The organism is Paenibacillus sp. MER 180 (genome assembly GCF_023713665.1).
Lineage (GTDB): Bacteria > Bacillota > Bacilli > Paenibacillales > Paenibacillaceae > Paenibacillus_B > Paenibacillus_B suaedae.
The window spans coordinates 171,563-191,123 of sequence record NZ_JAMAVT010000012.1; the positions used below are offsets into that span (position 1 = coordinate 171,563).

The 19,561-nt window shown below is 43.2% G+C and carries 24 protein-coding genes; 22 read left to right on the top strand and 2 right to left on the bottom strand.

What is annotated here, in order from left to right:
- The first annotated feature begins 1 nt into the window (after position 1).
- From M3661_RS19845 to M3661_RS19890, 10 genes are all read left to right on the top strand, one after another.
- The gene (locus M3661_RS19845; RefSeq protein WP_251487824.1) at positions 2-193 is read left to right on the top strand and encodes a hypothetical protein; all 192 of its coding nucleotides are present in this window, start codon (positions 2-4) and stop codon (positions 191-193) included.
- Positions 194-195: 2 nt separating this feature from the next.
- Positions 196-381 (top strand): hypothetical protein, encoded by a 186-nt coding sequence (locus M3661_RS19850; RefSeq protein WP_251487964.1) that lies wholly within the window; start codon positions 196-198, stop codon positions 379-381.
- A gap of 26 nt (positions 382-407) precedes the next feature.
- Complete coding sequence (locus M3661_RS19855) at positions 408-1,424, top strand: replication protein (protein WP_251487826.1); 1,017 nt, start codon at positions 408-410, stop codon at positions 1,422-1,424.
- A complete protein-coding gene (locus tag M3661_RS19860; protein WP_251487828.1) occupies positions 1,390-2,676 on the top strand; it encodes a replicative DNA helicase in 1,287 nt (428 codons plus the stop codon). Before M3661_RS19855 ends, M3661_RS19860 begins: the two co-directional genes overlap by 35 nt.
- A gap of 9 nt (positions 2,677-2,685) precedes the next feature.
- On the top strand, positions 2,686-2,868 hold the full coding sequence (locus tag M3661_RS19865; protein ID WP_251487831.1) for a hypothetical protein: 183 nt from the start codon (positions 2,686-2,688) through the stop codon (positions 2,866-2,868).
- 125 nt (positions 2,869-2,993) lie between these two features.
- Complete coding sequence (locus tag M3661_RS19870) at positions 2,994-3,527, top strand: crossover junction endodeoxyribonuclease RuvC (protein ID WP_251487834.1); 534 nt, start codon at positions 2,994-2,996, stop codon at positions 3,525-3,527.
- Between the two features lies 1 nt (position 3,528).
- On the top strand, positions 3,529-4,539 hold the full coding sequence (locus M3661_RS19875; protein WP_251487836.1) for an aldo/keto reductase: 1,011 nt from the start codon (positions 3,529-3,531) through the stop codon (positions 4,537-4,539).
- A 1,028-nt stretch (positions 4,540-5,567) separates the two neighbouring features.
- A complete protein-coding gene (locus M3661_RS19880; RefSeq protein WP_251487840.1) occupies positions 5,568-5,747 on the top strand; it encodes a hypothetical protein in 180 nt (59 codons plus the stop codon).
- Positions 5,748-5,857: 110 nt separating this feature from the next.
- Positions 5,858-6,349, top strand: a complete 492-nt coding sequence (locus tag M3661_RS19885) for a hypothetical protein (RefSeq protein WP_251487842.1) — start codon at positions 5,858-5,860, stop codon at positions 6,347-6,349.
- A gap of 288 nt (positions 6,350-6,637) precedes the next feature.
- On the top strand, positions 6,638-7,807 hold the full coding sequence (locus M3661_RS19890; protein WP_251487844.1) for a hypothetical protein: 1,170 nt from the start codon (positions 6,638-6,640) through the stop codon (positions 7,805-7,807).
- A 325-nt stretch (positions 7,808-8,132) separates the two neighbouring features.
- Here the strand turns inward: M3661_RS19890 and M3661_RS30325 are convergent, their stop codons facing one another.
- Positions 8,133-8,258 (bottom strand): hypothetical protein, encoded by a 126-nt coding sequence (locus M3661_RS30325; protein WP_285853123.1) that lies wholly within the window; start codon positions 8,256-8,258, stop codon positions 8,133-8,135.
- A gap of 417 nt (positions 8,259-8,675) precedes the next feature.
- On the opposite strand from M3661_RS30325, the gene M3661_RS19895 reads away from it, so the two are divergent.
- The 7 genes from M3661_RS19895 to M3661_RS19925 all read left to right on the top strand — a co-directional run bounded on the left by M3661_RS19895 (position 8,676) and on the right by M3661_RS19925 (position 13,351).
- Positions 8,676-8,813, top strand: coding sequence for a hypothetical protein (locus tag M3661_RS19895; protein ID WP_251487846.1), 138 nt, complete (start codon positions 8,676-8,678; stop codon positions 8,811-8,813).
- Between the two features lie 50 nt (positions 8,814-8,863).
- Positions 8,864-9,598 carry a hypothetical protein gene (locus tag M3661_RS19900; RefSeq protein WP_251487848.1) on the top strand — a complete coding sequence of 245 codons (735 nt, stop codon included), beginning with the start codon at positions 8,864-8,866 and terminating at the stop codon, positions 9,596-9,598.
- 115 nt (positions 9,599-9,713) lie between these two features.
- Positions 9,714-10,406, top strand: coding sequence for a coiled-coil domain-containing protein (locus M3661_RS19905; RefSeq protein WP_251487850.1), 693 nt, complete (start codon positions 9,714-9,716; stop codon positions 10,404-10,406).
- Between the two features lie 247 nt (positions 10,407-10,653).
- Entirely contained in the window at positions 10,654-11,400 is a 747-nt protein-coding gene (locus tag M3661_RS19910; protein ID WP_251487852.1) for a hypothetical protein, read from the top strand.
- 42 nt (positions 11,401-11,442) lie between these two features.
- Entirely contained in the window at positions 11,443-11,976 is a 534-nt protein-coding gene (locus tag M3661_RS19915; protein WP_251487855.1) for a ParB N-terminal domain-containing protein, read from the top strand.
- Between the two features lie 2 nt (positions 11,977-11,978).
- Entirely contained in the window at positions 11,979-13,007 is a 1,029-nt protein-coding gene (locus M3661_RS19920) for a DNA cytosine methyltransferase (RefSeq protein WP_251487857.1), read from the top strand.
- 128 nt (positions 13,008-13,135) lie between these two features.
- Positions 13,136-13,351: a hypothetical protein gene (locus M3661_RS19925; protein ID WP_251487859.1), complete on the top strand. Its 216-nt coding sequence runs from the start codon at positions 13,136-13,138 to the stop codon at positions 13,349-13,351.
- On the opposite strand, the gene M3661_RS19930 is transcribed toward M3661_RS19925, so the two are convergent.
- Positions 13,348-13,914 carry a hypothetical protein gene (locus tag M3661_RS19930; RefSeq protein ID WP_251487861.1) on the bottom strand — a complete coding sequence of 189 codons (567 nt, stop codon included), beginning with the start codon at positions 13,912-13,914 and terminating at the stop codon, positions 13,348-13,350. The two genes, M3661_RS19925 and M3661_RS19930, sit on opposite strands and share 4 nt — an antisense overlap.
- Positions 13,915-14,009: 95 nt before the next feature.
- On the opposite strand from M3661_RS19930, the gene terS reads away from it, so the two are divergent.
- From terS to M3661_RS19955, 5 genes are all read left to right on the top strand, one after another.
- Positions 14,010-14,870, top strand: coding sequence for a phage terminase small subunit (terS, locus tag M3661_RS19935; protein ID WP_251487862.1), 861 nt, complete (start codon positions 14,010-14,012; stop codon positions 14,868-14,870).
- Positions 14,864-16,552, top strand: a complete 1,689-nt coding sequence (locus M3661_RS19940; protein WP_251487863.1) for a terminase large subunit — start codon at positions 14,864-14,866, stop codon at positions 16,550-16,552. Before terS ends, M3661_RS19940 begins: the two co-directional genes overlap by 7 nt.
- Entirely contained in the window at positions 16,553-18,031 is a 1,479-nt protein-coding gene (locus M3661_RS19945) for a phage portal protein (RefSeq protein ID WP_251487864.1), read from the top strand.
- Positions 18,024-18,854, top strand: coding sequence for a phage minor head protein (locus M3661_RS19950; protein ID WP_251487866.1), 831 nt, complete (start codon positions 18,024-18,026; stop codon positions 18,852-18,854). Before M3661_RS19945 ends, M3661_RS19950 begins: the two co-directional genes overlap by 8 nt.
- Before the next feature lie 415 nt (positions 18,855-19,269).
- The gene (locus M3661_RS19955) at positions 19,270-19,500 is read left to right on the top strand and encodes a hypothetical protein (protein ID WP_163980030.1); all 231 of its coding nucleotides are present in this window, start codon (positions 19,270-19,272) and stop codon (positions 19,498-19,500) included.
- Positions 19,501-19,561 lie beyond the last annotated feature (61 nt).

Below are 19,561 nucleotides of genomic sequence, written 5' to 3' on the forward strand. Positions count from 1 at the left end.
CATGAATGAACTGACTGGAACCCATATGAAGAGCATGATTGGCCAGAGGATATGGAAGTTGAAAGATTCAGATCCAGAGGCCTTCAAGCGTGAGGTACGGATCTACTTTGAACGGGGATATCCTGGCTGGACAGTCGTCCGTGCAAAGTACCCATTCATCTATCTCAGGGATGATAGGAGGAGCTTGAATTGAGTGTGGTTCAGATGAATTTGTTTTCAGATTTTGAAAGGGAGCCGCATTTGAACGGAATGTATTACGAACGAAGCACGGATCGATTTGTATCGTTCGTGCTGGGCCGAAGGCATTATGAAATATCGGCTAAGGAATGTAAATGGGATAAGGCATGGCAAATGAAAACGAAGCAGGAGCGGGCTATTTAACTTCTCCTAGCAGGGGGTGAGAGTCGGTGGATTCCAGCGTAAATCCCCAACCAGACGACCCACATATCCGAATTGCGCATGAAATACACCGAGAGATGATCCGCCGGAAGTTTAACCAGCGTCAGTACGACATTATCAATTTCATCATGACACTGAGTTGGGGGTGCGGGAAGCCATCGGCGAACATACCTCAATTAAAGGATTTTGGATTATGTGGAGTTGGGAGTAATCATATAAAACTTGCACTAGAAACATTGGTTGAAAGCAATGTGATTCTATGGGAGAAGAGTTTGAACCTCTTCCAAATTAATAAGCATTATGACCAGTGGACAATCGATCCAGTCGGAAATTTTGATTCCAAAAGAATGAAAGAATTAATCAAGTTAAATATCGAAAATCGCTCTCCGAATTTGGCGAAAAAAGTTCCTGAAAAGGGAAATGACTTCCCGAATCGGGAAACGAAAATTGATTCCCAAAAAGGGAACTTAGTTCCCGAATCAGGAAATGAGTTCCCAAAAAGGGAAACGGCCATTTCCCAAATCGGGAAGTTCTCATTTCCCAAATCGGGAAACGAAAAACGCGATTTTCCGCGTAGTATCAAGGCTTACGGGGCGTCGAAAGCAATTATTAAAACAATAATTAAAAGTAGTAGTAATAAAGATACTTCTACTGAACTAGAAACAGAGATATCCGGCAACGGCAACAATCCTGAATTTACGTTCGGATACATATACCGTGCCTACGAAAATAATTTCACCGACAAGGGGAATGTCACTCAGTTCGAAGTCGAAGAGCTTGGATATCTTTTCGACGATTACGGGGGTGAGTGGTTGCTAAAGGCAATGCGTGAGGCTGCCAGACATAAGAAAATGACACTGGCTTACGTCAGGGGCATCCTTGAAGGCTACAAAAAAAGGGGTGGGCCACAAGCGAACCTGCATAGCATAGAGCAGTCAGAGACAGTGGTTCAGGACGATGATCCTATCACAATTTTGATGAGAAAGGCAGATGAGAAGAGACTTGCTGAATACGGAGCTTCTTGAAGCAGAAATTCTCGGAGCATTCTTCCTGGATCCTTCACTTGTTGGGGAAGTCGCTGTAACCATACAACCAGAGGTATTCGCTCAGCCGCAGCACCGTAATTTGCTGAAAATGATTCAGGAATTGTATAGACGGCAGCAGGAGCTATCCTTAACCACAATCGCGACGGTATTTGAGAAACATATTGGTAAAGTGGGCGGGATCTCCTACATTTCGCATCTTATCAGCTCCACATCAACTACAGCAAAGCTTGAGGAAAATGTTCGCCAACTCATAGAATCAGACGCTCGTCGTAAAGCAATGGCACTGACCAAAGAGTACTATGCTAGATTTGCAGATCCAGCTGCAGGTGGTTTTGAAGAGATACTGGACGAGTTTGAACAACGTACGCTGGATATTCGTCCAAAGGCTCTGCAAGTAGATACGACTGTTGATGACATTATCGGTTGGTATGAAGATCTTGTTCTCAAATCACAGGATCCAACACGAGCGCTCGGCATTATGACCGGATGGGAAGCACTTGATCGGATGACGCTTGGATTTCAAAGAACCAATCTCATCGTGGTTGGAGCACGAACTAGTATGGGGAAATCAGCTTTTGCAAATGAGATAAAAATGCGTGCAACAAGGCGAGGGCACAAAGTAGCTGATTTTAGCCTGGAGATGTCAAAAGGGCAAATATATAACCGAATGATTGCTAACATGTGCAACATACCACTACAAGCGTTACGTTCGGGTAATTTAACCCCTCAACAGCTTGAAAAGATATCTTCGAAGATGGATATGCTCCGAAGAATGCACATTGATGATAGTCGTGGTGTAACTGCCGAATATATCTGCTCGGAGATGCGGCGTATTAAACGCCAAGATGGGCTTGATCTCGTTGTTGTCGACTATCTGCAAGAGGTAGTCGAGCCAGCTGAGCGGAACGATAATAGCGGCTCAGGGCTACACAGGGTCTGCCAGAAGTTACGGAAAGCTGCTAAAGACTGCGACTGTGCTCTTATTGGGCTTTCTCAAGTTAAACAAAGCGTGGAAGAGCGTCAGAACAAGCGGCCACTAATATCTGATCTATCTGGTAGTGCAGCAATAAGCGCTGTAGCAGACGATATCATCCTTCTTTATCGGGATGAGTATTACAATCCGGACACTTCAGACAAGGGTGTTCTAGAAGTAAATCTTTCGAAACAAAGAAATGGCCCAACTGGACTTGTAAAAATGCAGTTCAATAAAGATTTTCAACAGATTGCATAGGAGGGAACTATGGCCGAGGGAACTTGGAATAGATGGAGTGTCTACGAGTACATGAAACAGCGTTTTGAACGGACATATGAAGTACCCTCTCTGCAGGAGCTTGAGAAAGAGTTTGCGTCTATCGAATCAGATGAAATCGAAGAGGGGATTCAAGAATTTGAATCGAGAGTATGTGGTGCGCATGTGTCGTAAGCCGCTCGACCCTTTGTATCAACAAAGCATTTATTACTCAGTGATAGGGGAAGACGGATATACGATCGGGGAAGTGTTTGTAATCGATCGTAGCCTGCTGCCACGACAGAAGGGAAGAACGATGAATGAAAACGATGGGGATCGACCACGGAACCAATTACGCAGGATGGGCAACCATGAGCAACGGCAAGCCAATTGATTTTGGTCTCCGTGATTATAGTGAAATTAAAATGCCGTATGTCCTTGATGCAATATACCAGGATACTTACCAACTCATTGGACAACACCGTCCGGAAATAGTCATTCTAGAACGTCCGGTTCACTTCAAGAATGCGAACAGTGTCTTGGCTCTTGTAGGAGCTTACTCTATGGTGACGCTGGCAGCGCTCCATCAGGGCATCAAAATTGCAGAAGTCAGACCGACAGAATTGAAACGGGAGACGGGCAAAGGGAATGCAGACAAGGAGACTGTAGCAATAGAAATGCAAATGCTATTCGATTTGGATTATGACGAAATTGCGGTCCCTGTGTTGTACCAACGGGACGACCCGAAAGGGAAATTCAAAAAAGGCGACATTAGAGATCGTTTATTCGACCCGTCAGACGCCATTGCGCTCTGCTGGGCCTTCCATCAAAAACTTAAAAAAGGAGCTGCATAACATGGGTTACATCGAGTCAGAAGGAACATTGCTGGGAGCAAACATGAAGAAGGGCGGGAAGATGGTTCTGCAGATCGAAGTTACACAAGATTTGGACAGCCGAGAAGATTACTACCACCTTCGCAAAATGATTGAAAAAAACATTCGATTCTCTTTGGAGAGTCAGGTCGTGCAATATAACGTCGCTCTCGATGCGCGAACGGAAAAACCGATCAAAAACTATCGAGTGGATGAAAAGGGTGTTGTATCTGAGGTTAAGCCAGAAGGCGAACAGGTAGAGATGGAGCTGGAAGGCGTTCCGAAAGAGGAAGTACCAGTTAAGCACGAAGCGAAGGAATCAGATAAGACCATCATTGATGACTTCATCGTTTCTGGGCTGGCACCGACATACGAGGATTTGCCTTATGACTTCGCGGCCTACGTTCAGCGCATTCGTAGCGGGGAAACGTACATGAAGATTGCTAATGAGCTCGACGTGAGCAGCGGACGGGTTGCTGAAATCATCGAAGATTATCGGACACGGGTTGCACCGCTGGCGATCAAATGGGACGAGTGGAGAAAGGGCAATGTTCAATCTGAACCTGCAGCAAACAAAGAGGGTGATGTTGAGGAAGTCACTAATCCGGATCCAAAAGAAACAGGCGAAGCTGGGGCAGGCACAACGGACACTGATTCAGTAGAGTTTGAGCCAGAACAGGAAGAGACTGCTGGCGAAGAAGTGGAACAGTCACAAAATGAGCAGGAAGGCCAAGGTGAAGAAGGGACTGCTTCAAAAAGCGTATCTTCCGATATCAGCAAGGAGGAGCTAGAGAAGTATATTCTTGAGAAACGACCAGCATACGATGACCTCCCGATTGATTTCCCTGCGCTGCTTGAGAAACGGCTTCAGCAGGATAAAACATGGTTGGAAATTGCAAAAGAAACAGGTATGACAAGTGGACAGCTTAGTTCTCGTTGGAGCGCATATAAGAAGCGTGTAGCAGAGCAAATGAAAGACGGAGGAGCGGCTTAAGGCGTTCCAACAATCCAAAGGTTTGAAGGCGTTTGGCGGCCCTTTGCGGCCCTTTGCGGCCGTCAAACAGAACATATGTGCGGGTGAGGCTGTGACTCAAAGAGAAATCAAGATGACGATTGAAAGAATATTCGAGGCATATAGGAGTTTCAGTTTTCTGAATCGATTGAATTTGCCAGCGCTTCCGAAGGAAGCGCAGATTTGTAAATCAATTGACGCTGTAGTCGAACACTTAGATCCGATAGAAAGATGCTTAGTGAATGAACGCTACATGAAAAGGACGCGGGTATCGGACCTGGAGGTGTACTCTCAGATAATTACTCCGCCTGTATGTGCGGTGACATATTCAAACATCAGACAATCAGCATTTGAAAAACTTCTAATTGCATTTAGGCTATTGGGGCTAATCCAGTGATGGAGTGATTAATGTGGAAACTGTTATGAAGTGGGGGAAGGAGGATTTATGAACAAAGTAAGATTCAAGCTTTTCATTGCAGTTATTGCAGCATCATTCGTGGCAATGTCGCTTTCGTTGCTTGCTTACGGAACGATTGCGGCGTTCATTTTAAATGTGTAAATGGTCTCAGCTAGAAGAATAACAGACAAATTAATAAATTCATTTCATATATGTAACGCTTAGGCCAGATTGAGAGGATAAAGCATATCCACTCAATCCCTTCAATCCGGCCGTTATGAACCGTTTTTCGGTTTTTGACCAAATGTGAACTCTACGGAGACTATGATGAGGTCAAAAATGATTTTGATTTTTCTTAGATTCATATGGCCATCCCTCCTTTACGTGTGGGATGGATAGTACGGTAATACGGTTTCTATTCTATCACAGATGGAAATATTTTCACAAATAAAATTGGACAGAGAGGTAAAGGGAATGAAAGTGGAGATAGATATAAACCTCCGAAGGTGGTTCATTGGGTACTGGATGCTTGGAAGCAGTTGGAGTGGAAAACGAAAGCATGCATTTTACTTGGGGCCTTTTTCATTCTGTATCACGTTAGGAGGTACGGCTGATGAATAATGTGGTTGATTATAAAAAAATCGATTCATACTTTCTAACTGAGGAGCAGCTGCAAGCAGAACGTCAACGACTCGAGGCATTAAAACCTCGAGACTATAAAGGACAGACAGTGGTTACCGCCTCACAAAAGTTGGGCAATGGAAAGTATGCCCGGAAAGGTGGGGAGTGGTAGGTGGTCGACCTAAGTAAATAATAAAACGCCCTCCGCTGTTCCTTGGCCAGGCTGCGGGGGCGTTTATCACAAGCCATAACCAATATACCATAACGAGGGGATTGAGGGGAATGGCGATGGCGTGGGGACAATGTGAGCTGTTTCCAAAAGCAAGCGAATCGGAGATCCAGCGGACAAAATTCCTTCTTGGAAAATACATAAATATGATTTCCTTAATGAAGGATTTTGAAAAATTCGAAGCCGACCTGAAGCAAGTAGCCATTGATGGCGAAGTTGCTCGACGGATTGATCAAGAAGATCTGCACGCAGACAAGACGGCGAATGCCACCATCCTGATTGAGAAACAGCGTTGGGTGTACCAGCAGTATAGTTTATATACACAACAATTGTGGAGAGCATTTATGTTAATTCGGGATGATGAAGCAAAAAAGGCGGTCGATTATAGGTATATGAAAGGGTACTCCTATAAGGAGACGCTTTTGTTTTTCAGATATAGTTTATCGGACAGTACAATCCGTCGGAAAATTACAGAAGGGATCGAAAGCATGGCCAACACATTGAAGTTGATGGGGTTCTTTGAACAGGATAGTGTTGGGTTTTAAGGGGAGTGTTGCTATCTAGGTTCCGTATAAACAAGGAGAACTATTTTAGCAGACAAAATCAATTTATTAAAATCGGAGCAGTTGCTATTTGCAAACTGCTCCTCTGACGTTTAGCTATCGTTTCCCCGGCAGGGATTGAAACTTACTGGGATCTCCAGATTATTGAAATGTGGTTTGAATCGTGTCGACCTTGTTGTACTACATATCATGAATTGGTAATATTTTTTTGTTCAATATTATGGTAGTATGAATCTAATTTTTAGAAAACGATCTTGGTGGGGTTAAATTATGAATCGTGATCTTATAGATGATTATCTCCAGAAGCCGAAACACAAGAAGAAATTATTCGTAGTGAGGATGCTGCCATACATCATGCCAGTACTTTTTATATTAGGGGTAATTATCTTATTATTTATTTTCACTCCAAAGGATGCATGGGTTACCTATAAGACAACTGCTAATAATATTTCCTTTAATAAAGTTATGCTAGGTACAAACTTGAAGGTCACAACAGATAGTTTACATATTATTAGTGGAAAAATGACAAACAATTCATCTCTATCTGTAAAGGTAGAAGGTAAAGTTCAAACTTTAGCACCTAGAGAACTACGAATTGTGTTTGACAAAGCAAGTACTAGCGATGTTATTGATATATCACCTCCAAATGTTCTGTTAGACAAAAATGTGTTGATAGAGTCTAAAGGCGCAAATGAACTTGACTCATTAGAGATAACTAACAATTATTACAAGGACGCAGAATTTAAACCGGAGTTTAGTTTTCTCAACGGTTTTCGTGTTAACGTTGGTACTGGTAAATCCTTCGAATTGATTAGAAAGCAAAATGTTGAAAGTTATTCTAAAAGAAGCAAAACAGTTTGGAGTGTATCTTCCGACAGGGAAATATCATTTAATTTTAAAGGTAATGTAGAGATTTATCTAAAAAACAAAAAGATAACTTTTGATCAACTGTTAGAATTAATACCCGTTGAAAGTAATTCAACGAAAAGTAGTAAATACTTAGAGCTGGAATTCTTAACAGACGAAGCTTTTATACTTAAAGTGCTTCCTGAAAAGAGTCAAACCATTAATTACTATGGATATTCTAGTGATATCAAAATTGTTGGAAATGACGATGCAGTACTAACTGTAATTAAGTCGGGTGAACCTCAAAAATATGAAGTACCTGGAGCAATAATATCGGCTCATGCAAAGGATTTTCCTTACAATCAAATTACATCTTATTTGACAGTAGATAAAAAGTCTAAAGAAGGTGGCCCATTTAAAGCAAGCGGAACCGTAAATAAACTTTCTATTAATAACAATTCTCTTTTCCAAAATCCGACTCAGTGGGCTCAGAACAATATATCAACAATCATCACTACTATTCTTACTGCAATCATAACCGCCTTAGTCGCTTATTTAACAACATCCAAAACAATAAACCAACGAAACAATTAATTGTTGATAGTACATTTGAAAGCCTCCAAATGTGGGCTTTTAGTAACTCTAGTTAAGACCGCATGTCGATCTGATGTATAGTAAATACGAGGGTGTTGGGTAGTGGATGAAGGTTTAACAGTAATATGACTGTAAAATGAATGCGTTATGACCGTAAGCTGGACTGAAGTTGAACAACGTCTGACCGTTTTTCCGTGATAGTATGTAACCATAGAAAAAGGCGAGAATGACACGCACGGCTGCATATAGGCAGCATTCGAACCGGGGCGTACTTCTTCTCGTATATTAAGAGGGGGACAAACCAACACGGCTTGTCCCTTTTGCATTACTTCTTACTAATAGCTCTTATCGCTTTCTTATCACGATCATATTTTGCTATGCAAATATCACGTATTGCTAAGATAGCGGTTATAGCCAAAATAACAAAAACAACAACTATTGCTAAATACATGTTAGACTCCCTCCTTTCATACCTTCACATCCTAGGAGTCGGATTGAGCGACTAAAAAATTGCGAACCGATTCCCAATTTGTCTTTTCATGAATGAATATAGAGAGCTGCTTATCTTTGTGACAGGCTATATGAAATTAGTGAGTAAGTTTTTATGTGCTTAAGCATTAGGGGAGTTAAATGGGGTTTTTGAGAGAATATCATTTTGACGTGGAAAATGAGACGTTTGTAAAATGGTCTTGGTTCTTCCTCTCTAGTTACAAAGTACGTATGCTTTTAATAGCAAAGAGCGCAGCAATTTTGCAGCGGCCGTTTACGGACGCAATTTCTCGAACATAACTTTTTGATTGAATTAACTTTATATATAAACCGAAGTCGCTCATTATTGGGCGGCTTTTTTTTATTGGAGGAATGCACTGTGAAGAAGAAAAAGAAGCGATTTAGAGATCCGCCGAAGCAGCCAGCCCGTTGCAAAGGATGTGTATGGGGCGATTGGACGGGTACGAAGCAATACTGCGGTAGGCGGCCATGTGTAAAAGTAAGTCGAAAGTTGTAGGAGGAAATACCTTCCTGTCGTCGAAGTATGGCAGTGGAGGTGAATTGTGAATGACAGCTATTATTTGTTATTCAACTAAAATGTTAAACATCATGCTTACTGATCGAAGAATTAATTATGGATCTAAACAGGAACTAGGTTACACAGACAATCGTATTAAGTTAATTAATCTGCCAGAGATGGGATGGGTAAGCGGTGCTGGATTGGCAGATTTTTTAGATTCGTTTAAAGGAAGCTTGGCAGAAAAAGAAGTAAGAAGTACTGATGATGTATTAAAAATTTACGACGACGCGGTAGTTAATGCAAAGGAGATAAATCCCAGTAGTTTCGAACAGCAGATTGATCAAAGTGTTGCTGTAGTCTCATGGTTTGGAGCTTCCACAGATTATACAGAAATGTTCTTTAGAATGGGGATACTATCAAATGCTCATTATGGGAAGAATATCGCACTCGCACCTAGTGAAGAGATTTTTATTGTTTACCCATCAGATTACTTAGAGAATTTAGAATTAGTTAAAGATCTTGAAGAACGGCATGGCTTACATGATCAAATTAATGGGGATATAATTGTAGTACTCAAGCAAATGTTTGAAGTGTTTAAAGAGATTTCTGATAATTCACCATATGTTAGCTCAATTTGTGATGTAGGTTTATTCTTTATAGATCAGGATGGGATATATAAAAGTAAGATTTCAGGAGAAGTGCACGATTTATTAAGAGAGCTTGAAGAGGGAAAGTTGGAACAAAGGTTTGAGATTGTATCCTCATTCGGGAGTCCCTGCTAGGGCTATTTTTTAGATGTACATAACAATAATAGTGTTGAATTAATTAAGTAGCATATTACTAATATTTATTGTCTCATTATGGCGATTGGGTTATTATGGTTGCGGGGTGAAACAAGTGAATAATAAAAACAAGGTACAAAATCCACTAACGATAATAGCTATATTTGCAGGTATTGCTGAAATAGCTGGCACTGCAGTTTTGTTGGGCTTACCTCTTGAGATCCAAAAAACTTTTGTGTGGTTTGTTATGTTGTTTCCATTTGTATTAGTAGGTTTATTTTTTATTGTGCTATTGTTTAAACATGGTGTTTTATATGCCCCAAGTGATTTTACAGATGAAAGTAATTTTATCGGCATTTTAAAGAACCGTAGTAACCAAATCAATAATGAATTAAACGGAGCGACAAGCGAAATCGAAGAGGCTAAAAAACTAATAGAAACTATTGAAGAAGCAAAAAAACAGTTGGCAGAATCTACACCTGAGAATACATACTTTGCACAAATTACAGAGTTGTCGAAGAAGCTCAATTTAATTCAGAGTCAAGTTGAAAATGCTAAACAGACTAATAACGATGAAGATATAAATTTAAAAGTAATACACAAAATGAACAATGTAATCAATCTTAAAAAAGAGATTCTGTCAGTTCTTAAGGGTGCGGGGAATAAAGGGCTATCTCCACAGGACATAGCGCTACGTACAAATAGTAATTATATTTTTGTTATCACAATGCTTGGTAGTCTAATAGATGAGGGACTAGTTATAAAAAAAGATAATAGGTATTTTGTAACTTTGATTGAGAGCGCTTGAAGGAGCGTTCTTTTTTTGTCTGAAAATTTGATATACAAGCTGATTTAAGGAACGCATGTTCTAATGAGTCCGAATGTAGGATGCAAATTAAAAAACGCCATGGCGGTACCGCAGAAGCGTTCTACGAGCGTGTTATGAATGCATATATAGGAAACCAACTCAACTCAATGGAGTGTATTTTTGATCACTAATGAAATGCATTGTCTGATATTGGAAAGCGATGTATGATGTGTTGGGGTGATTTTATATGAAAAGAAAGAACTTAATTTGGGTCGTTATTGGCATCATTTCGATATGGGCATTATCTGCAGTAATAATAACGCTTTTTGTTGACGAAACTTATCGCGGTACAGCAGGAGACATGTTTGGTGCAGTTAACTCCTTATTTGCTGGTTTGGCGTTTGCCGGAATTATTTATACAATTTCGATCCAGAGGCAAGAGCTAAAGGAGCAGCAGAAGGCAATTCAGATGCAAACAGAGGAATTATCTCTACAGCGAAAGGCTATAGAAATGCAAACTCAAGAGTTGAAGATGCAGAGAGAAGAAACTGCTCGATCGGCAGATCAACTTGAGAGTCAAAGGAACCTAATGAACCTACAAATAGCCATGACAACGATAAATGAGTTAATAATGACAAAAAATAAAAGGATTGAGCGTATTGTACGAACTAGTAATGGAGATATTTCAAGAGGAATTCAGGCATTAGTAGAGATAGTAAGATCAAAAATTAAAAAAAATGAACCAATAACAAAAGATGAACAGTTATTTCATAATTTTTGTAATTCCTTTATATATATATTGCAGTATATAACGAATTCTGACTTGAATTCGGAGCAAAAGCAAGTTCTTGGGAAGATGTTGGATATGGACTCTGCTGATGTTGAAATCTATATTATATACTCTGCTTTCGAAGCCGACCAACATGTATTGGCGCTTTTAAAACAGTTTGGTTTTGATGCAAGGTATAAAAGAATAAGTTCTCAACTAATATGACCATCTATCAGGTGGTCTATTTTTATTAAGAAGGTGGTTAATTTGAATATACAAACCGTATCTATAAATAAAATTAAAGCAGCAGCCTATAACCCTCGCATTGACCTGCAGCCAGGTGATCCAGAATACGAGAAGCTGCGCCGCAGTATTGAGGAGTTTGGTTACATTGACCCTATCGTATGGAATGAACGTACTGGAAACATGGTCGGTGGTCATCAGCGTTACAAGATCCTTGTCAACGAGTTGGGGCGCACGGAAGTCGAGGTTTCAGTCGTTGACCTGGACGAGACACAAGAGCGGTTGTTGAACCTTACCTTGAACAAGGTGGAAGGCCAATGGGATGATGAAGCGCTGGCACACCTTCTTGAAGAGCTCCAAGCAGAAGCAGCAGATCTTGGTCTTACAGGTTTTGATGTCGATGAAATAGAAAGCCTTATTGAAGAATTCACAGAGCCGCAAGAGGATCAGCTCGGCGACTTCGAAAACCGAGAACTGGATACGGAAGAATTCGACGAATCCCAATTCGGGTGCAAATGCCCGCGTTGTGGATTCGTTTTTGATTCTGAGGGTGAATAGACATGCCAGCATGGGATTGGAGTTTGAAAGATATCGAGCAGGTGCCGAAACATGGCCATACTGTGTTCAGTTGCTTCTCCTGCGGCGGCGGCTCAACGATGGGCTATAAGCTTGCAGGATACACGGTGCTGGGGAATGTGGAGATTGATCCCCAGATGATGCGAATTTATCGGCAGAATCATAATCCGAAGTATCCGTTTATGATGCCGATTCAGGATTTCAAGGCGCTGCCCAATGATGAGCTGCCGGCGGAATTGTCCGACTTGGACATATTGGATGGTTCGCCGCCATGCAGCGTATTTTCCACCGCAGGTTCCAGAGAAAAGAAGTGGGGCGGTGAGTTTGCATTTCGGGAGGGGCAAGCTGTGCAGCGTCTGGATGATCTCTTTTTCGACTTTTTAGACGTAGCAGAAAAGCTTCGGCCTAAAGTCATTGTTGCTGAGAACGTCAAAGGGATGATCATAGGAAAGGCACGGGGCTATGTCAGCATGGTTCTGTCACGGTTCCGAGAACTTGGTTACCGACCACAGTTGTTCCTTCTGAATTCGGCTACGATGGGCGTACCGCAGAAAAGGGAGCGGATCTTCTTTATTGCTTCGCGGAATGATATACCTTTCCCACGGTTGCAGCTCGAATTCAATGAGCCGCCAGTTCTGTATAGGGACATTCGTGACGGGGAAGGGGCGCCTTTAAACCCTAGCACTAGGACGTTCCAACGGTGGCAGAAGCGACGTCCAAGGGATCTTAACATGGGTGATGTGACCGAGAGGGAAGAGGGCAAGAACAGTAATTTCAATACAATACTGGTCAAGGAGCAAAAGGTGCCGAATACAATTGCGAGCTCGTCTGTGTTTGTACGGACTGATGCCCCACAACAAATTAGTGATTCGGACGTTATTCGGATTCAGACATTCCCACGAGACTATGATTTCATGGATGCAGATGTCCAATATGTCTGCGGCATGAGCGTCCCTCCATTGATGATGAAGGGGATTGCATCCGAGATCTACAAGCAATGGTTTAGTAAATAAAAAAGAGGGCGCATCAACGCCCTCCTACCCAACCAGGTTCCCCCGGCTGAGATAGTGGAAACCCGTGGCCACGGAATCGCAAGCCACTATCTCGCCACCAATTTTAACGGAAAATTGAGGGGAACACAATGGGAACAAAATATGAACACGATGTATTGATGCAGCATGAGTTGGCTGTCATGGAAGGGATTCTGGAAAGCAAGGAGCAGTACCGCAAGATTATTAAAGCGGGCATTGCTCGATGGGTGAAAGACTTCCAAGATGGCCGCATTGAGATAAAGACGGTGGATGACCTGAAGAAGCTGATTGAAATAGATATCGAGTTGCAGAAGGACGATATTTAGCTTCTTTCTTTCTCTATTTGCTCTATTACATTCATATGTTTTTCGTACTCTTCCTTTTTGAGGTATGTAAAGAAAATGTTCGCAGTAATTAAGGCGAATATACAACTACTTACGGTTAGTGCATTCCAAGCAGTGTCGGGTATAAGCTTAATATATTGAATGAGATCTGATGTAATATCTGACCATGCATCAGAAAATTGCTTTTCGGTTCCTTCTTTGTTTTTTTGAGCGTAATTTAGCAATATTCCAGAAATTGTAGCTGTTAATCCAATAAGTGAAACACCTAAGGTAAGCACAAGTTTTATAGCAAAATCTACTATCTCCTTTATGAGGGATTTCGGATCCATTGATTTAAGGTTTAATTTCACGATAGTAAACATTTCAGGTGGAATTCGTTTATATGAAGAGTAAAGAACGCTAATATCTTTGCATTCAAGAATAATATCTTGTTTATCAATAACTATTCGTCTAAAAGGTTTTTTTAGCTTCTTTTTGTAGAAATAGAAAGAGATGATTTCGATAATTAAGGTGATGAGTAACACGGATATTAAATATTTGAACATCAGGAATCCTCCTCTTTGATATGCGAAAGATATCGAGCTCTGTTTTTACAATATATTTCTTTCAAAATTACAGCAAGTGGTGGTGGTGATATGTAGTGGCTAGAGAGCGAAGTCCGCAGCGCGACGAAGCTATGAAAATGTGGCTGGACAGCGGCGGCAAAATGAAGCTGAAGGATATTGCTACAGCTCTTGGACTCGGTGAGACGCAGATCCGGAAATGGAAGAGTGTAGACCGTTGGGTGGATGCTCTGAATAGTAACGTTACTGATGATTCGAATAGTAACGTTACCAAACGAAGGGGAGCCCTCAAAGGTAACAAGAATGCCGTTGGAAACCGTGGCGGGGCACCTCAGGGGAATCAAAATGCGAAGGGGAACCGTGGCGGGGCGGGCGGCCCTTATCGAAATAAGAAAGCATTGAAGCATGGTATGTACGAGACGATTTTCATGGATGCCTTGGAACCAGATGAACAGGAGCTACTTGAACAGATTGACACAACCCCACTTGTACAGCTTGAGGAACAACTTCGCATGCTTACGCTTCAGGAACGCCGCCATATGAAGCGGGTGAAGCTTCTGGAGGAAGGTTTGAGTGATGAAGAGCGCAAGGTAAAAGAGGAACTTATGCAGCGGAAGGACATGGTGCCTTACGTCAGCCCAAAGAGTGGGAAACAGATACAGGTTCCTATCCAAACCGAAGGATTGAAGGTCACTGAAATCACGACCGTTGTCACATCAAAATTGGACAAGATCCTCAAACAGGAAGAAGCCTTGGTTAAGACGAGGGACAAGAAACTCCGTGTAATAAACTCGATTGCACACTTGAAGCAAGAGGAAGAGAAGCTGGCGATTGCCCGTGAACGCCTTGAACTAGATAAAATCAAAGCGTTGGGCTATGGCGAAGGGGAGGAGGATAACGACGATGATGAAGATGATGGGGATGATTTAGGATGGTAATTTCTCTAGCCAAAGAGCACCGACGACGCATTAAGCGGAAGCTGAGGAATAGACCGGAGAAGCTGGAGGAACTGAAAGAGATCCTGTCCGATTTTGAGCAATTCTGTTTTCGAATGCTGAAGATCAAGAACAAATCAGGTGAAATGGTTCCACTAGTTCTTAACGATGCCCAACGGCGTTATGCTTCCCGTGTGTTTGAGGATATTGCAGCGGGGAAGCCCGTCCGTATTGTAATCTTGAAGGCTCGTCAGATGGGGTTCTCTACGGTCACGGAAGCACTGATTTACTATTTCACATCGCTACAAGAAGCGAAGAACGGATTTATTGTTGCTCAGTCCTCTGACGCTTCCAGCAACCTATATGATATGTTTCAGCTTTATTATGAAAAGGTTCCACCTATCATCCAGCCGATGACTCGGAAAAATAATGCCAAGAAGCTCACATTTGAAAATCCAGCGATCCGCCCGGCAGACCGGCGAAAGAATCCGGGTCTTAAATCGAAGATCACCGTACAGACGGCTGAGAGCCGTGTGCTTGCACGTTCAGATACGATACATTATCTGCACGCTTCCGAGCTAGCCTTCTGGCCAGCCAAGAAGAAAAAGAGACACCTCTTGTCGCTACTGGCTGCATTGTCCAAGGAGCCGGGCAGTTTGGGAGTGATTGAGTCCACTGCAAATGGCATGGAAGAGTTTAAGAAAATATGGGATGCAGCCGTGAAGGGCGAGAGTGATTTTACTCCGCTCTTTTTTGCGTGGTTCGAAATGCCGGATTATCGTAAGCCAGTTCCACCAGGATTCGAGCTCACTGAAGAGGAACAGGAACTAAAGGGCAAGTACGGATTGGATGACGAGCAACTGCAATGGCGCCGGTACACAATTCGAAATGATTGCGGTGGAGATCCGCGACAGTTTGACCAGGAGTATCCGTCCGAACCTGATGATGCGTTTCTTTTGTCCGGCGAGGGCATCTTTGACAACAAGTTTATTAAGCGGCTACGTGATGCAATCACGATCACAGGTATCCGGCATGAAATTGATTTTGTTAAGGGCAAGGTTATTCCTTCCTCGACTGGTGAACTGGTCATCTACCGGAAGCCAGAGCCGGGAAAGCGATACGTTTTGGCTGCTGATACGGCCAAAGGCAAAGAAGATGGTGACTATGATGCTGCTTACGTACTTGAAGAGCGTATAGGTGAAATGTGTGCCGCTCTCCATGGTAAGTGGGACACCGACTTATACGGCAAGAAGCTGAATACCCTTGGTTTGTTTTACAACACAGCATTGCTGGCTGTAGAGAACAACAACACCGGGGAATCAGTGCTAAATACGTTGTTCAATACTTGTCACTATCCGTTGCTCTTCATGCATAAGAAGGGGACGCTTGGATGGAACACCAATCAGGCCACGCGCCCCGTCATGATCAGTGATTTCAAGGAAGCGATTCGGGATCAGTTGTATAAAATCTACTGTCCAGAGCTGTACGGCGAATGTATGACGCTGATTGACAAGAATGGCAAAGCTGAGGCCGACAGCGGCTGCCATGATGACAGGATCATGGCTTATTCTATCGCGCTGCAGGTGCGGCAGGTGGCTGAAAAATGGTTTGAATGGTTCAAGAAAAAACAGCAACGGGAGAATTCAAAGCGTGAAGAACACAACGAGGGAGCGGGGTGGATTTAGATGAGTGAAGGTAGTGCAGCGTGGTTCCCAATAGCCAAAGAAGAAGGGGAGCGGCATATCCCATCAAGTGCCCAGCTGCCCGATGTATTCGACAAGCTTTATGATCAACACGGCCTGTTGCCGTTTGAACCAGGCAATGACCCAGCCAGCTGCAGGCAGCTTGTCAAAAACAGCAATATAATTCCGCAATGCATTGAAGCATACAAGCACAATATTGCTGGCCACGGTATCGCATTGGAGTATTTACCGGGTGAGAGCGACGAAACGGCCAAGGATGAATGGGATCGAGCAGAAAGGTTCCTTGAGACATGCAACTTGGAGGATACGCCTGACGAAATAGTCAGCCAGCTGATTGAGGATCTGGAGAGCACTGGTATGGGCAATTTAGAGGTCGCTTGGCCTAGAGGGAGTGAGTTCCCAACGATATTTCGGATGGATCCAAAGTACGTACGCTATACCCGAGAGAGTAACCGGACAACGATTAAACGGAAACGGCGAATTAGCTCAACCAAGAAAGTCGAAGAGTTTACACAAGAAATATATGCTCGCCGCTACGCTATGAAGCGCGGGACATCAGTCGTATGGTTCAGGCTGTTCGGTACCGAAGGTGATGAAAATCAAATAATTCCTCTTCGAGTCGGCAACGATGGTGCTTATGGGGAGCCACGATGGTTTGGGAATGCACCTGGTGTAGTAGGATCTAGGGAAGCAGAAGAGTTGAACGTTTCCTATTTTTCGAATGGGCGTATGCTTTCTATGATCTTGACAGTTACTAATGGTCGATTGACACAGCAGTCCATGGAATTACTCCGGAACGTAAAGGGATCGCAGTCCCAAGGCGGTATCCTTTACCTTGAGGCCAAGGGGGAAGAGACTGGCGGCCCGATGGATGAGAAGGTCGAGAAGGTGGCCATTAAGTTAGACAAGCTGAACGATCTGCTGCAGCAAGATGCCCTATTCCTCGAATACGGCAAAGAGAAGAAGGCTGATATTTTGTCCTCCTTCCGGCTTCCTCCGATCTTGGTCGGCCAAAGTTCGGATTATAACCGAGCGACAGCACAGGCGGCGCTGCAATTCGCCGAGGAACAGGTCTTTGAGCCTTACCGCAAATGGATCATGAACGAGCTGTTCAATAAGCGCTTATTTCCTGCCATGGGCATCTTCCGAGTCCGGGCTATTTTGCGTGGACCGAAGATTATAGATCCAGAGGATCGCAAGGGAATGCTGGACTTCTTGGCAGATCGGGGTATTATGCTCGTTCGTCACCTAATCCCGATTGCTGAAGACGTTCTCGGAACTACGATCGATGAGAAGAAATACAGTGATGAATACCTGGACACGCCTATTGCTCAGTTGGCTATTAGCCAGCCAGAAGCCTTCCAAATGAGTTCGGAAACCGACGACATTCAGGAGCATGTTGTAACAGTGGCGAAGCGGCTGCTCCGGCAAGGTACAGCGGAGGCGATGGTACATGTGTGAGGCTTGCTTGGAGCGAATCGCAAAAGCGGACGACACTGAATTTCTGGATAGTTTAGATTTGACTAACGCGGAACGTGCGGTGCTCGAGGAATTGTACAATCAGGGCGAAGAGCAGATCATCGAGATACTGGAGCTACAAGGTAAGGCGTTGCACGAAGCAATTCAAGAACTTACCGAGGATGCGTTGATTGACATAGACGGGCTAGGGAAGGTCATTGTCTCGCTTCAGACGGGTGAACTCTTTACGACCCAATTTGAGCAAGCTGTATATGATGCGTTCATGCCACTGTTCGAGTTAGCTGGAGAGACCGAATTGACGGTACTCAATCCAGATAAAATATGGACAGTACAAAGCAAGGCCGCCGGTCGGTTTGCCCGCAAACTTCAGGATCTCGTTCCAGACATGAATGATACATCTACCGAAATTATGCTTCGCTCTTTCCAGAAAGCAATCAAGGAAGGAAAAACACCAGCGGAACGGGCATTGCTTGTGCAAGAGGTCAGCGCACAGGCTGCTACTGGGGAAGAGGGTCCGTTTTCAATGCAGCGAGCAGTTCGAGTAGCTCGGACTATGAGCACAGCGGCTGCCAATGGTGGAAAGGTGGAGGGATGGAAGCAATCAGAGGTTGTAACCGGGAAGAAATGGCGGTCTGCTGGCGGGAGTCGAACCCGTAAGACACATAGAAAAGCGAATGGACAAGTAAAGCCTTTAGATGAACCGTTTGAGGTTGGGAAGAGCAAGTTGATGTATCCCGGAGATCCTTCCGGGGAAGCGAAAGAAATCGTCAATTGCCGTTGTACCATGCAGTCTGTAATGGATTGATGTATGAAAAACAGCATGATATGATATAAATAGAAAAAGGAGCTGGTTGCCTCCAGCTCCCCCGTACAACACTTGGGTGGGAAACCTCCAAGAAAAGATCAGAGAATAACCCGTTCCCTTGGCGCTAACCTGGGCGGGTTATTTTCGTTTATTCAGGTATGTGAGCAACGCGAGGATAAACATCCCGAGCATCATCACTTCCGAAAACGAAAATGTCATAAGCATCACCTCGATTCTGGAGGCGATACTTTCCCACCCAAGTTCAGTTGTACAAGGAGAATTATACCATAAGAATCTGCGAGGTCACAGGCTGTTTCTTCCCCGAACCGTCGAATAATGATATCATATCCAATATCATTATTGTTGATATGTGATATCATATATGATATTATAATAAGTGAGGGGAGGCGATAAGGTGGCGTCAGTAGAAAAGATAATAGAGAAAATGAGGCGCCAGCCCCGCGGGATCAGCTACGACGAAGCGGTGAAAGTCCTTAACCATTACGGTTACGAGCTTAAACGCAAGTCAGCAACATCCCATAGGGTGTACGGTAATAAAGACGGTGACGTGTTTGTTCTTAAAGACAAAAGCCCGTTGAAGATATCGTACATAACAGAAATTTTAGAAAGGTTGGTAGGGGATTAACATCCCCTCCCCATCTTTAAAATATAGATCAATTGATGCTTAAGAAAGTAGTAATTCATAT

Coding starts and splice junctions, on each gene's coding strand:
- M3661_RS19885 (WP_251487842.1), top strand. CDS start 5,858: ATGGCGATGGCGTGGGGACAATGTGAGCTGTTTCCAAAAGCAAGCGAA.
- M3661_RS19945 (WP_251487864.1), top strand. CDS start 16,553: ATGAGTGAAGGTAGTGCAGCGTGGTTCCCAATAGCCAAAGAAGAAGGG.
- M3661_RS19910 (WP_251487852.1), top strand. CDS start 10,654: ATGAAAAGAAAGAACTTAATTTGGGTCGTTATTGGCATCATTTCGATA.
- M3661_RS19950 (WP_251487866.1), top strand. CDS start 18,024: ATGTGTGAGGCTTGCTTGGAGCGAATCGCAAAAGCGGACGACACTGAA.
- M3661_RS19920 (WP_251487857.1), top strand. CDS start 11,979: ATGCCAGCATGGGATTGGAGTTTGAAAGATATCGAGCAGGTGCCGAAA.
- M3661_RS19870 (WP_251487834.1), top strand. CDS start 2,994: ATGAAAACGATGGGGATCGACCACGGAACCAATTACGCAGGATGGGCA.
- M3661_RS19860 (WP_251487828.1), top strand. CDS start 1,390: ATGAGAAGAGACTTGCTGAATACGGAGCTTCTTGAAGCAGAAATTCTC.
- M3661_RS19900 (WP_251487848.1), top strand. CDS start 8,864: ATGACAGCTATTATTTGTTATTCAACTAAAATGTTAAACATCATGCTT.
- M3661_RS30325 (WP_285853123.1), bottom strand. CDS start 8,258: ATGTATTTAGCAATAGTTGTTGTTTTTGTTATTTTGGCTATAACCGCT.
- M3661_RS19930 (WP_251487861.1), bottom strand. CDS start 13,914: ATGTTCAAATATTTAATATCCGTGTTACTCATCACCTTAATTATCGAA.
- M3661_RS19890 (WP_251487844.1), top strand. CDS start 6,638: ATGAATCGTGATCTTATAGATGATTATCTCCAGAAGCCGAAACACAAG.
- M3661_RS19865 (WP_251487831.1), top strand. CDS start 2,686: ATGGCCGAGGGAACTTGGAATAGATGGAGTGTCTACGAGTACATGAAA.
- M3661_RS19925 (WP_251487859.1), top strand. CDS start 13,136: ATGGGAACAAAATATGAACACGATGTATTGATGCAGCATGAGTTGGCT.
- M3661_RS19875 (WP_251487836.1), top strand. CDS start 3,529: ATGGGTTACATCGAGTCAGAAGGAACATTGCTGGGAGCAAACATGAAG.
- M3661_RS19845 (WP_251487824.1), top strand. CDS start 2: ATGAATGAACTGACTGGAACCCATATGAAGAGCATGATTGGCCAGAGG.
- M3661_RS19880 (WP_251487840.1), top strand. CDS start 5,568: ATGAATAATGTGGTTGATTATAAAAAAATCGATTCATACTTTCTAACT.
- M3661_RS19940 (WP_251487863.1), top strand. CDS start 14,864: ATGGTAATTTCTCTAGCCAAAGAGCACCGACGACGCATTAAGCGGAAG.